This window comes from Caldivirga sp. (genome assembly GCF_023256255.1).
In the GTDB taxonomy this organism is placed as follows: Archaea; Thermoproteota; Thermoprotei; order Thermoproteales; family Thermocladiaceae; genus Caldivirga.
Map to the genome: position 1 here is coordinate 141,483 of NZ_JAGDXD010000028.1, position 13,287 is coordinate 154,769.

11 protein-coding genes are annotated in these 13,287 nt (G+C 43.6%); 4 read left to right on the forward strand and 7 right to left on the reverse strand.

Annotated elements, in window-relative coordinates; genetic code table 11:
- Positions 1-184 precede the first annotated feature (184 nt).
- The 4 genes from Q0C29_RS05150 to Q0C29_RS05165 all read right to left on the reverse strand — a co-directional run bounded on the left by Q0C29_RS05150 (position 185) and on the right by Q0C29_RS05165 (position 7,384).
- Complete coding sequence (locus Q0C29_RS05150) at positions 185-2,047, reverse strand: aldehyde ferredoxin oxidoreductase family protein (protein WP_291999585.1); 1,863 nt, start codon at positions 2,045-2,047, stop codon at positions 185-187.
- Positions 2,048-2,139: 92 nt separating this feature from the next.
- On the reverse strand, positions 2,140-4,119 hold the full coding sequence (locus tag Q0C29_RS05155) for a 3-hydroxyacyl-CoA dehydrogenase/enoyl-CoA hydratase family protein (RefSeq protein ID WP_291999586.1): 1,980 nt from the start codon (positions 4,117-4,119) through the stop codon (positions 2,140-2,142).
- A gap of 64 nt (positions 4,120-4,183) precedes the next feature.
- Positions 4,184-5,956, reverse strand: a complete 1,773-nt coding sequence (glyS, locus tag Q0C29_RS05160; RefSeq protein WP_291999587.1) for a glycine--tRNA ligase — start codon at positions 5,954-5,956, stop codon at positions 4,184-4,186.
- Between the two features lie 45 nt (positions 5,957-6,001).
- The gene (locus Q0C29_RS05165) at positions 6,002-7,384 is read right to left on the reverse strand and encodes a glycosyltransferase (protein WP_291999588.1); all 1,383 of its coding nucleotides are present in this window, start codon (positions 7,382-7,384) and stop codon (positions 6,002-6,004) included.
- Positions 7,385-7,473: 89 nt separating this feature from the next.
- Here Q0C29_RS05165 and Q0C29_RS05170 point away from each other — a divergent pair, with 89 nt between their 5' ends.
- Positions 7,474-8,385: a fumarylacetoacetate hydrolase family protein gene (locus Q0C29_RS05170; protein WP_291999589.1), complete on the forward strand. Its 912-nt coding sequence runs from the start codon at positions 7,474-7,476 to the stop codon at positions 8,383-8,385.
- Here Q0C29_RS05170 and Q0C29_RS05175 read toward each other — a convergent pair.
- Complete coding sequence (locus Q0C29_RS05175; protein ID WP_291999590.1) at positions 8,372-10,003, reverse strand: CTP synthase; 1,632 nt, start codon at positions 10,001-10,003, stop codon at positions 8,372-8,374. The two genes, Q0C29_RS05170 and Q0C29_RS05175, sit on opposite strands and share 14 nt — an antisense overlap.
- A gap of 105 nt (positions 10,004-10,108) precedes the next feature.
- On the opposite strand from Q0C29_RS05175, the gene Q0C29_RS05180 reads away from it, so the two are divergent.
- The 3 genes from Q0C29_RS05180 to Q0C29_RS05190 are packed head-to-tail and all read left to right on the forward strand — an operon-like array spanning position 10,109 to position 11,064.
- Entirely contained in the window at positions 10,109-10,408 is a 300-nt protein-coding gene (locus Q0C29_RS05180; protein ID WP_291999591.1) for a hypothetical protein, read from the forward strand.
- A complete protein-coding gene (locus Q0C29_RS05185) occupies positions 10,389-10,703 on the forward strand; it encodes a hypothetical protein (RefSeq protein WP_291999592.1) in 315 nt (104 codons plus the stop codon). The genes Q0C29_RS05180 and Q0C29_RS05185 overlap by 20 nt, the downstream gene beginning before the upstream one ends.
- Entirely contained in the window at positions 10,693-11,064 is a 372-nt protein-coding gene (locus Q0C29_RS05190; RefSeq protein WP_291999593.1) for a hypothetical protein, read from the forward strand. The genes Q0C29_RS05185 and Q0C29_RS05190 overlap by 11 nt, the downstream gene beginning before the upstream one ends.
- Here the strand turns inward: Q0C29_RS05190 and Q0C29_RS05195 are convergent.
- Both Q0C29_RS05195 and Q0C29_RS05200 read right to left on the reverse strand, forming a co-directional pair.
- Entirely contained in the window at positions 11,061-11,993 is a 933-nt protein-coding gene (locus Q0C29_RS05195; protein WP_291999594.1) for a carbohydrate kinase family protein, read from the reverse strand. The two genes, Q0C29_RS05190 and Q0C29_RS05195, sit on opposite strands and share 4 nt — an antisense overlap.
- Entirely contained in the window at positions 11,994-13,247 is a 1,254-nt protein-coding gene (locus Q0C29_RS05200; protein ID WP_291999595.1) for an MFS transporter, read from the reverse strand.
- Positions 13,248-13,287 lie beyond the last annotated feature (40 nt).

Genomic DNA, 13,287 nt, shown 5'->3' on the forward strand with positions numbered 1-13,287 from the left:
ACCCTCTGAGTGACTTCACCATTCATAGTGAGGATTCTTGAGGGTGTTTTTAAATTCCTTGATTCTCTTCATTTATCTGCGGAACCTCACCCATTGGCTCAAACCAAGGGCAAGGTGAATCAATGAAAGCAGGAAACCCCACTTTTAAAGATAAGTTAATTCAACTTGGTTAATCCTCCATAAATTAAAGTAAGTACTCAAATTCACTGAGTCCAAGTTTCCTCAGCGTATCCTTAGTGGGTTTACCATCAACCCAACCCCTTAACTTGTAGTAAGTCTTAATACCCTCATCAAACATCCTTGAGGCTGAATGCCCCTTAGCAGGTCCATCAGGTATTGGTTCCCTCATTCTAGGTGGTAACTCATCCTTAATCCACTTACCTTCTCTAACCCAGAAGAGTCTCTCAAGGTTAAATATACGTTCACCAATGGTTAAGACATCATCAGAAGTTAAGTCCCAGCCATAGGCTGCATTATACAGGTTAGCTATATCCTGCTCAGTATTAACGTTAGGCACCAGATTTTCGAACTTACAGAATATTGATGAGTCAACTACTGCAAATAGGTCCTGGTTCCACTTAACCAACCTAGCCTGTAGGTCAATACCTGCTGGTGAATCATCATGTGGATCAACCTTACCTGCCTTACCGAATACTGTACCTAGAATTTCCCATGTTGGTGTGTACGCCTCAAGATGATCCCCACCCCTATTTGCAGTATAATACGCCAGCGCAAAACCCTTATGCGCCCTTGGGTCATATGCAGGTAACCCCTGTCCCCTAGCTCCAGTGAAGGTTTCAGGGGCATTATACTTCACGGCAAGTCTATAATCACCCTCAGCAAGTTCATCACCAATACCCTCCCTGTAGGCTATCTTATAGGTTAAGTCAATGTAAGAGGCTGCATCACCCCAGTCTACATCAAGCTTAAGCTTACCCATTCTACTCAACTCGGTTGCAACAGCCAGTGTGTTACCTAGGCTTATGGTATCCATGCCTAGTTCATTGGCGAGCTTCTCAAGCTTAAGGACTGGTTCAGCATTGATTAATCCAATGTTAGGCCCCAGTGCCCAAGTATTCTCATACTCATACTTAATCTTCTCACCTGGAACCTTAAATGAACCGCTTTTAACCATGGTTATCTGAGTACAGGCTATTGGGCAGTTGAAGCATCCATGGGTCTCCACGACATACTTACTCTTAATTAATTCACCACTGACATCATCAACGTTCTTGATTAATCCGGTACCAGCAAAGTTATAGTGAGGTAAGCCTCCGACAGCTTGAACAAGGTTCATGAGAACGTTAGTGCCATATGAGTGTAGGGCCTTGGTTGTATCATGTGTTACAAGTTTCTTCACGATCTCATTATTAACTTTCATGAATGCACCCTTATCCACTAACTCCTTATATAAGTCCCTTGTCCCCCACACCAACATACCCTTAAGCCTCTTACTACCCATAACAGCACCTACACCTCCACGTCCAGCAAATCTTTCATAGTCGGAGAACCTGATACCGGCGAACTTCACCAGATTCTCACCAGCAGGTCCTATTACAGCCACACCGGCCTTTGTTTCATCAGGTGGAAACCCATTCTCAGTTAGGATGATTCTAGTGGCTGAACCAGTCCACTTACCCCAAATATGCTTAGCCGGCTTTAATAATGGTTCCCCATTCTTAACTACAAGGTAAACCGGCTCCTCAGCCTTACCCTCAATGATTATGCCATCGTAGCCTGACCTCCTTAACCAATAGGAGAAGTTACCGCCAGCATTGGAGTGAGTGTAGACTCCGTTTAACACGGACCTTGTAGTGACATTAACTCTACTTGTGGATAAGGTAGCTATTCCACTGAGAGGACCTGAGAAGACATAAAGTTTATTACTGGGATCAAGGGGATCAATGCCTCTTGGTATTTCATTAAAGGCGTAGTAGGCTGCTAAACCTCTACCACCTAGGAATGATTTAAGTAAACCATTCTTAACCACCTCTTCCTTAAAGGATTCATTTGATAAATCCACTCTGAGTATTCTGAAAACATTCATTATTATTAGCCAGTATTCTTCTTTTTAAATTTTTCTCATTATTTCAATTAATACTTATGAGAATTTTTAATATTTTATAAACTAGAGAACCCTCACTTACCCTGATACTTGGGTTGCCTCTTTTCTAAGAACGCGTTGATGCCCTCTCTTGAATCCTTTGTTGAGAAGAGTAGGCTAAAGCCCATTGACTCCGCAGTAAGCGTATCTTCTAATGATCCTTCACTGGCTATGTTAAGTATTCCCTTAGCAATCATGAGTGTTATTGGTGGTTCCTCAGCTAGCTTAAGCGCAATGGTCCTGGTTTCATTCTCCAATTCATTAATTGGCACAACCCTATTAACTATACCTAATTTCTCAGCTTCCTTAGCTGTTAACTTTGCTCCAGTTAGAATAAGCTCCTTAGCCTTACCTAACCCAATTAACCTAACCAGTCTCTTAACGCCACCTGAACCTGGTATTAGGCCTAGTGTAACCTCAGGTAACCCAAGTATAGCATCCTCTGAGGCTATCCTCATGTCGCAGGCCAACGCTAACTCAAGCCCACCCCCTAGGGCGTAGCCATGGATCATGGCTATTACCGGCTTATTAAGCCTCTCCAGTCTATTAGTTAATTCCTGAAGCATCCTACTTGTTAAATACGCCTCAGTGGGTTCCTCATTACTGAACATTGTTAAGTCAGCGCCGGCTGAGAAGGCTTTACCAGCACCCTTAATTACAACAACCCTAACCCTATCGAAGGGTTCAGCCCCCAGTTTATTTACTACCGCAATTAACTCATTAATCATCTTACTGTTTATCGCGTTTAATTTCTCAGGCCTATTTAAGGTAATCCAAGCTATTGGTGGCTCAATAGTGAGTTTAACTGTTTCATAGCCTTCTCCACCATAATCGTAAAACCCTGAACCAGCCTTAACCCCCACTCTCCCCTCAGACACCATCTGCATTATTAATGGGTCTGGTTCAACAGTACCATACCTGTCCCTTAACTTAATTAACTCAACGATTACGCTTCCAATACCGTATGAGTCAGCGTACTCCAGTAGACCCTTTGGGAAGCCGAAGCCTAACTTAGTTACCGTGTCCACGTCCACCGCTGACGCTACCTTATTTCTAATTAACCAAGCAGCCTCATTAACTGCTAATGCAATTAACCTAACTGGGTTAACCCCCTCCCCAGCTTCCTTAGGCACTTTAACCCTGCTGTACTTCCCAGCCTCAGGGTACTTGTAGAAGCCCTCTCCAGTCTTTAACCCAAGTTTAAGGGCCTTAACCTTATCATCAATTAACCCGCAGCCACTGAATTTGAAGCCTCTATTAACCATGGCCTTCAATATTAAATCAACCACGTCAATACCTACGAAGTCAACTAATTCAAAGATACCCATCGGTAAGCCTAACTTAAACCTAGCTGCACTATCAACAGCATCAATGCTTGCTTCATTATTCATAACCATTAGGCAAGCAGATTCAATAAGCCTCATGAACAACCTATTAGATATGAAGCCTGGTACATCCCTATTAACCACAACAGGCTCCTTACCAAGCCTCCTACCTAACTCAACAGTTACATTAACTGTCTCATCACTAGTCTTATCACCCCTAACCACCTCAATTAGCTTCATTAATACTGGTGGGTTGAAAAAGTGCATCCCAATAACCTTATCAGGCCTATTCGTTACTGAGGCTAGTTCACTTATTGGTATTGATGAAGTGTTACTGGCTAATATTGCGTGCGGTGGCGCATGCTCACTTGCCCTCTTGAAAATACTACTCTTAGTGTTAAAGTCCTCGAAGACGGCCTCAATAATGAAGTCTGCGTTTCTCACAGCATCCTCCAGTGATGTTGTTACACTTATTCTGGACATGACTTCATCAGGGCTTTCCCTCAATTGCCTCTTCTCATGAAGATTACTTAGGCTCCACCTTATGTTATTCAACGCCTTCTGCAGTATGTCGAGCGTTAGGTCGTTTAGGTGAACCTTGAAGCCGTTTATGGCAGCAACCTCCGCTATCCCATGACCCATTGTTCCACCGCCTATAACTGCTATTTCCTTAACCTGAAGATTAACCATGGTGTTTAATCACCTTCAGTAAATTATAAGTGTTCCTCCGTACCTATATTTATACCTATAGCGTCTACTGGCTTCTCACTATGAGCGGTAGGTTTCTCTCGGCGGCAACTTCATTAATGGATTTACCTTTTATGAGGTCCCTAATGACGGGTACAAGGTCCTGAATCTTAACCCTAACCTGAGCTCTACTATCCCTATCCCTAACAGTAACAGTATTATCCTTAAGGGTGTCGGCATCTATGGTTACTGCAAGTGGTGTACCTAAGCTATCCCACTTAGCGTACCTAGCCCCTATGGTTCCCCCATCATCGTAAACCGCCGTGATACCTTCATTAACTAGGCTAATCCTAATATCCCTAGCCACCTTAGTTAACTCATCCCTGCTCACTATTGGTAATACCGCAACAGTAATGGGGGCTACGTCCCTAGGTAACTTAAGAACAACCTTACCCTCAATGAGCGTATATGCGTTCTCAAGCGTAACGTAAAGTATCCTGTCTATGCCGAATGAGGGTTCGATAACATGAGGAGTAAAACTCTCGGTGCTTATCCTCCTAGACTCAGTCTTAATGAAAACCATGTCTTTAGTCACCCTAAACCCATCAACGGTTGCTTCACCCTTATCCACCAATGCCTTAACCAATTCCTCAGGGTTAACGCTTGCTAAGGCCCTGAGGACTAAGGGAGCCTTATCACCGTAAACCTCCCTTATTCTTGATGGGTTAGGGTAAACCCTATGCACCTCAATAACCTTAGGTTCCCTAAGCCTCCTAACAGCAGATATTTCTTGACCACTGTAAGATGCATGCCTACTCAAGTCATAGTCACCCCTGTAGGCGTGCCCACTGACCTCAAGCCAACCGAAGCGCTCAGTGTTAACAACGTGGTCATAAACCATTCTAGCGTAATGAGCCCTCTCATTGGGTAGCTTAGCTATGAACATCTGCTTCTCCTCAGGTACACCTAGGTTTTTCAGAAACTTAACCGAGAGCGCCATGTAGAAGGCCATCCACTCATTAGCAACGTAACCCATCTTCACCGCCTCCTTAGCTGAAACAACTCTAGGTTCATTAACACCATTAGCCACATCCTCCTCTGTAAGCAGCCTTAACTTAACATCATCAACCTCATTAATGAATGGGCAGGATGGGTCCTGTGGGTCAAAGAAAAGCTCAATCTCCATTTGGGAAAACTCCCTAAGCCTAACTAATCCCTGCCTTGGTGAAATCTCATTTCTACCAACCTTACCAACTTGAGCTATTGCTATAGGTAATTTCCCCATTATCCTGTATATCCTATTAAAGTTAACGAACATGCCCTGCGCGGTCTCAGGCCTTAGGTAACCCACGTTCTCACTATATGGACCTATCGTAGTCTTGAAGAGAAGGTTAAACCTCTGCACATCACCTAATTCACCTCCACAGGCAGGGCACCTTATGTTATTCTGCCTTATCAAATTGGTTAATTCCCCCTCATTAAGTCCCTCAGTCTTAATCTTAATGCCCCTCTTCCCAAGCTCCTCCTCCACTAAGTGATCCGCCCTGTACTTGCGTCCACATTTACTGCAGGTGACTAGGTAGTCAGTGAAGTGTTCAACATGCCCACTTGCCTCGAAGACTACACTGGGCATAATAATGGGGGTTTCAACCTCGTAGGTGAAGTCTAAGTAAGGCAGTATGAACGTTCTTCTCCACTTTTCAATAATGTTTCTCTTTAAAAGTACACCGAGTAAACCGTAATCATAAAACCCACCAGCCTCAACCTTACCCCTGTACACATCAAAGCTAGGCCAATAGTAGCCTGACTCCGCTACAACATCATTGAACTTATCTGACACGCAGGCTTAAGTTAAAGGCGCTTAAATGCTTTCCTCTAAAAAGACCTACAGTAATTCCCTAGCGAACCTGTAGTGAACATACACGTAGGGTGCATCACCCACGGCTACCCATAATGATGATGATAAGTAACCGTGGATTAAGTTAAGGATTAGCAGTACCGTGAAGATTACCATCATTATCGTCTCAATGGGTAAAGTCTTAATCACTGTTAACCCACCCTTAGGTGTAACATCCCACCCCCTGAAGTTAAGCCCTAAGGAACCCTTAATATACGAGTACAGCGTTTGAATACTGATTGACATAACCATTGCTGATGACCTACCAGCTGAGTAAGGCGTTAAATCACCGCTCCTAGTCTTTAATGGTAAGTAACCGTAAGCTAGGGCAAGTGAACCATAAAGGATAAGCAAGGGCAATGTGACTAATCCAATGAAACCCCCCAGGATCAGTGAAGTAACTCCAACAATTAAGCTACTTATTACAAATAACGCGGGAGTTAAGTATTGGGTTAGAAGTAATACAGCATCAAACTTAACCCTAGCGCTAACGCTACTACCCATGAAACTCCTAATCATTCTTCTTAAGGCATCAGCAACACCATAAGCCCACTTAGTCTGCTGAAACTTAAATACACTATACGTCCTTGGGTTCTCAACCCCAATAACCTTATCATCAATGAAGCCGACGTCGAAGCCCATTGATATTAATTTAAGCCAAACATACACGTCATCCTGAGGCCCACTACCACTCCATCCATCCACCTCCCTGAGCGCACCTGCCTTAAACATGGTACCTGTACCAACGACTAAGGCTGGTAGGCCCCTTGCCCTCCTACCGCCCTGTATAGTGTCAACGGCAAGGTTCATGGATGCAGTAACAGCCTCAGAAACTAAAGTGTCAGTATTGTAGCCAAACCACCTGCCTGCTACGGCAACTACACTCTCCTTAGACATTAATCCACAGGCCTTAAGGGGAAAGTTTGGGTCTATAAATGAGTCAACATCCATGGTTAAAACATAATCACCCCTGGAGTGCCTAAACCCATAATCAAGTGCACCCGCCTTACCAGCATTCTTAACAACCCTCCTAAGTACCTTAACGTTATCACCAAGGCCAGTGACCCTGTGTTTAAGTTCATTAACGTAACTCTCATCATCATCAGAAACCACTATTACTTCAATTGGGCCAGGCCAATTGAAGCCTAAAGCCCTTGTAATAGCGTTCACAACGGTGTCAATGGGTTCATGCCATGTGGGTATTATTACGCTTAAGGCACCATGCTCATTAGGGCATTCCACCGTATTGACTTTCTTAATTCCTATTCTTCTATATGCCAGGTAATTATTAAGATCATAGATGAGCACTATTATTGGGTAAATCATTAATACAGTTACTGCAGTTACAGTAGCAGCTATTGGGGTAATCATGCAGTTAGGCAAGGTGTATCCCTGTATTTAACTATTATTCAAGCAACATAATGGTTAATGTTTATTTATCCGGGTAACTAGACCTAGTTATGAAGTTACTTACCTTTGAACTAGGCGGTATCACTAGGGTGGGAGCGTACACTGGTAAGGGTATTGTAGATTTGCCTAAAGCCTACACGACTATTTATGAGACTGAATCAGCCCCCGACTTCCTCTACTCCATGAGAAGACTTATTGAGAATGGTGAACCAGCATTAAGCATTGTTAGTGACTTAGTTAATAAAGCCCTTAAGTCGAGTAGAGGAGACTTATTAGTTAACCCATCCTTAATCAATTGGCTTCCTCCAGTAACCGACCCTGAGAAGATACTGTGCGTCGCTGTTAACTATAAGGCTCACGGCGAGGAGAGTAGCACTAAACCCCCTGAAAGGCCTTACTTCTTCCCGAAGTTCCGTAATGCCTTAATAGGTAATGGGCAACCTATAGTTAAGCCTAAGGCTTCTAATAAGGTGGATTGGGAAGTTGAACTTGGGGTTGTAATAGGTAGGAGGGGTAAGTATATTGATGCTAGGGACGCCTTCAACCACGTCTTCGGTTACGTGGTGACTAATGATATCTCAATGAGGGATTGGCAATTCCCCTCAATGGATCAATATGGTATGGACTGGATACACGGTAAGTCCATGGATGGGGCAATGCCTGTGGGTCCTTACATTGTAACTAAGGATGAGGTTAATGATCCTCATAACCTTAGGTTAACACTTAAGGTTAATGGATCAGTGGAGCAGGATGGTAATACTAGGGACTTAATATTTAAGGTTCATGAATTAATACATTGGGCTTCCCAGGGAATAACCCTCAAGCCAGGTGACTACATTTCAACTGGTACACCATCAGGTGTTGGTTTCCCTAAGGGTAAGTTCCTTAAGCATGGTGACTTAGTTGAAGCCGAGGTTGAGGGTATAGGTGTTTTAAGAAACCCCGTAATTAATGAGGAGTAACCCCAGTGTAAGGTGATGGTTCACCACGTCTCCAGGATAGTGCTGCCTTAAGTAGGGCTGTGAACAATGGATGCGGCCTAGTTAACCTACTTCTGAACTCAGGGTGGAATTGAGTGGCTACGAAGAAGTAGTGATTATGTAGTTCAATAGCCTCCACTCTAGGTACATCAACCCTCATGGCTGAGAAAACTAGGCCGGCTTCCTGAAGTTGCTTAAAGTATGATGGATTCACCTCATACCTATGCCTATGCCTTTCCCTAATCCTTAATGAACCATATATACCATGAAGAATACTGCCCTCCGCAATACTTATCTCCCTATCACCAAGTATCATTGTTCCTCCAAGTTTATTAATATTCTTCTCCTCGGGGGTTATGTCTATTACAGGATGCGTTGTATTTGGGTTAACCTCAGTAGTGTGGGCATCCTTAAGGCCTAGGACATCCCTTGCGTATTCAACAATTGAAAGCTGCATACCATAGCATATGCCTAATAGTGGTATGTTATTCTCCCTAGCGTACCTAATAGCCATGATCTTACCTTCAACTCCCCTTGCTCCAAAGCCAGGTAGTATTACGTATGCGTCAGTATCCATGTTGGGTAATAAGTCAGGCTCCTTCTCCAGGTCCTCTGAATCACACCAAATAATCCTTGGCTTAACCCTAAGCCAAGCTGCCGCATGCTTAATAGCCTCCACTATGCTTATGTAGGCATCCCTTAATCTAACGTACTTACCACACAGTGTTACCTTAACTTCATCAGTGGCGTTAATCATTGAGTTCACTAACTTAATCCACTCATCCCACTTGGGTTCACTTACCTTAACCTTAAGTAGCCCAGTCAACATATCACCTAGCCCCTGTTCATCAAGGATTAACGGCACCCTGTATATAGTGTCGACGTTGAAGGAATTGAAGATGAGGTTTTGAGGAACATTAGTGAATAAGGATACCTTAGCCTTAACGTCGCTTGTTATAGGTTTAGTGGATCTAATTATTATCACATCAGGCTGTATGCCAACCCTCCTAAGCTCCATGACGCTATGCTGCAGTGGCTTAGTCTTGAATTCATCAGTAACATCAAGAATGGGCACTGGGGCCACATGAACGAATACCACGTTACCGTTCTCCTCAAGCCTCATTTGCCTAGCGGCCTCAAGGAATGGTAAACTCTCGTAATCACCCACAGTTCCCCCTATCTCAATAACTACCGCATCCCAACCTTCCTTAGCAATTGCCCTGATCCTGGCCTTAATCTCATTAGTTACGTGGGGTATTAATTGAACCGTCTGACCAAGGTACACGCCCCTTCGTTCACCATCAATTACACTTAAGTATACTTGACCAGACGTTATGTTATGGCTCTTCGATAATTCAACATCAAGGAACCTCTCATAGTGACCTAGGTCCAGGTCGGTTTCACCACCGTCCGCTGTAACGTAGACTTCACCATGCTGGTAAGGGTTCATTGTACCGGCATCTACGTTTAAGTAAGGATCCACCTTAATTGCCGTTACTGAAAGTCCCCGAGCCTGGAGGATCTTAGCTATGGATGCTGTGGCTATGCCCTTACCTACGCTGCTCATTACACCGCCTGTAATGAAAATGAAAGCAGTCATGAAGCTTAATTAAGGCACCTCTTATAAACCTAACGGCTTAATGATCAGGTATCTACGGTTTAAGTTCACGATACCCTTTTTAATACTCCTGACCCTAAATAATTAGTGCAGCCGCCATACAATTACCCTTACCAACAGCCCCCTAGGCATAGGGGAAGTGGCTTAGCGTTAGCGTTAATTGCGATTGGGTTAACCTTAATGATAATAGCGGTAGTGTTGGCCTACATGGAGTATATTAATGCAGCACCCTTAGCAAGGTACCTTGGTTCAGGCCCAAGCATTAACGGTGTCCTTAACTTAATAGGCTATGTAACCTATAAGTCAGTCTTCATAGTGATAATAGCGTGGGTTGGCTCAATGATAATGGCTAGGGGTGTTCAAACCTATGTTGGGCAAAGTCGTTGAGGCGTTCATAATCCTTATACTGGCTATTGAGGTGTTAACAGTGGTTCTCTCAATGATGGTTATAGTGAAGAACCTAACTTTAACGGTTTCCCAAGCGGGTAATACATACAGTACTAAGATATGCCTAAGCAATAAAACACCCTTAAAAGTGACATTAATCGCAGGCCCCAGCGGTACTTCAATTAAACCGGGACAGTATGGGTGCCTTATAGTTAATTCCACTCAATTACTAAGTAATATAACACTTGGTGTTGGGTTATTCAACATGACTCTTGGTGTTGAGTATGCCAGGTAAGGTTAGTTCAGTTTTACTGAACATTATCGTTGATGTACTAATGCTTCTTATTTTATACGGCTTACTAAGTCTGCTTGGTTACTCAATATCATTAATTGGACTACTGCTGGTTATAGTAGCCATAGCCGCCGCTGGAGTTAGGTCGATAGTGAAGGGTACTGAGCACTCAATATTCGCAATTGTGGCGTCACTAGTAGAGGGCTTAGCATTACTCTCCCTTTTCACAATGGGCACTAGGCCTGCTTCAGTAGGTGGAATGGTTACTGTGTCTTCATCATTAATGCTCGACTACATGCTTGCCTTGTCAATAATCCTATACCTAGTCTACACGATGATTGATGACACCCTTTCCACTGATTAATCCCTATTACCCAGCCGCCTAATCCATTGAGCAGTTAGGTTACTCATGTTAGGCATATCCATGGGGCTTAGTACGCTTAACTTTAAGGAAGCCACATAATTAGCCAGCATGCATGCACCATAATTACTAAGTCCCTTCAACACCCCAGCAATGTAGGCCGCATCAAACGCATCACCAGCCCCAATTGTTGTTAACGCATGTTTCACTTCACGCGTGGGGCAGCGCCTGGACTTACCGTTACTAATCAGTAAAGCTCCCCTACTGCCTAACTTAATTATGAAGTGCCCCCCACTCATCCTCATTACCTTAACAGTATCCTTAAGGCTTAATCCATAGAGTGCCTTAGCCTCCTTACCATTAAGCAGAAGTATCCCTGACGTTTTAAGGAACGTTACTAATTCCCTAATGTATCCGGCAGCAGGACCTGGATCCAGGAACACGATTATCCCATTATCAATACTGGCCTTAATTATCCTAGTTATCGTTTCCTTAACGCTATTAGAGTACGCAGCATTGAAGCCACTTACGAATATTGCCTTAGAGGACTTGATTACCTGCTCATCAATATCACTAGGTGTTAAGTAGGCCCCAGCACCCACATAGCCTAGGAAGGCGTGCCTACCCTGTTCATCAATTATATTATTTGAGACTGTCGTGTAGGAGCTGCTCATGCGCTTAAGGAAACCTGTGTAGACACCTGCCTTCTCAAGCATGCTAATTAGGAGGGTTGAGAATGGGTCATCACCAAGCTTATCAACGACGGCCACCTTTAAGCCAAGCTTGCTGGCTATAATAGCAGCATTACATGCACCACCCGGTGACAGTACTGGTTCATTGGTTACCACTAAGTCATAGGCCCTTATGGGGAGTTTCTTAACCCTATAGTATACGTCTAGGACGCAGTCCGAAACGACTAGTAGGTCGAACATTCATGCTACACCCCAAGCCCTTACGCTAATGCCTTTTCCAGTCTCTACGCCAATAATGTACCAGACTATGCTTGTAACTGCCCCAACCCCTAGTATTGCTGAGTTAACTAGTAGGTAGAGTTCCATTGGTATGTAGGCTGAGGCAAATAGTACTGGGATTGAGCCGCCTAGTGAAATAACCCTAACTAAGGCAGTGTAGGTTCCCCTCCTAATTACCTTCCAGTATTCTGACTTAAGAGTGTCTTCAGTTAAAAAGTACGCATTGATTAGTATTGAGAATGCTGTGAATAAGCCCCAGAATAAGCCTAGGTTACGCATCCAAGTGTGGATTGTTAAAGCTAGGATTAGGGTTATTAATGTTGATCCTATTGATGAGGCAACCAACATCAACTTCCTACTTACTGAATCCGCAAGCAAACCTATGATTACCCCTGACGTTAAGGCAACTACGGAGAATACTAGGATTAACCAATTGGTTAGGCTTGGTAGGAAGTAAGGCCCAAGGGTTAACGCTAGTAAACTGAACCCAGCGGTATAGGCCCATCCAATTAACCCACCTACCATTACCCTTAACCATGTTGGAGGCAGCTTAATTCTCGCAGCAGTCTTGTAGAGTGGATTATTAGAAACCACATTAGATTCATTCACATTATTATTAACTTTACTGGTTGCCTCCAACCACAGTGCAGATTCAGGAAGCATTTGCCTAAGCATGTAGACTAGAGGCACTATAACCATTAATGTTGCCCCTAATGCAAACCTCTGCATTATTGGACTAACATTAAGTAGCGTAAGCATAGCAGCTAATGCACCACCTAAATTAGTAAAGTTGAGTATAATGAAAACTAGCTTACTCCTGTGCCTACTTGGGAAGTACTCGTGAGCTGCCGTCATAACTGTATTATACTCACCACCAGTAGCTACTAGTAGTAGGCTTAGGAAAGTAAGCAGCATTACGTATCCTTGGCTAATAATTAATCCAGCAGCCCCAACGGCATACATTAAGAGAGTTAAGTAAAGCGTTCTTCTTCTACCAAGTGCATCTGAGAGGGGGCCAGTTACGATGCCTCCAATCATTAGCCATAGTGGTGGCCAAACCGCCAATAGTGCCGTTAAGTACCTTGGCGTTGTCACCCAGCCAGTAGCTAGATATGAGATTGAGTATACGTAAGCCTCAATTGTTGTGCTTAGGCTAAATACTATGAATGCAATTGTATGCGTTTTATCCCAATGATCCTCAAAAACTAAGGACATGGAGACTAGGATAATTATCCTATTTTTAAATATTAACACA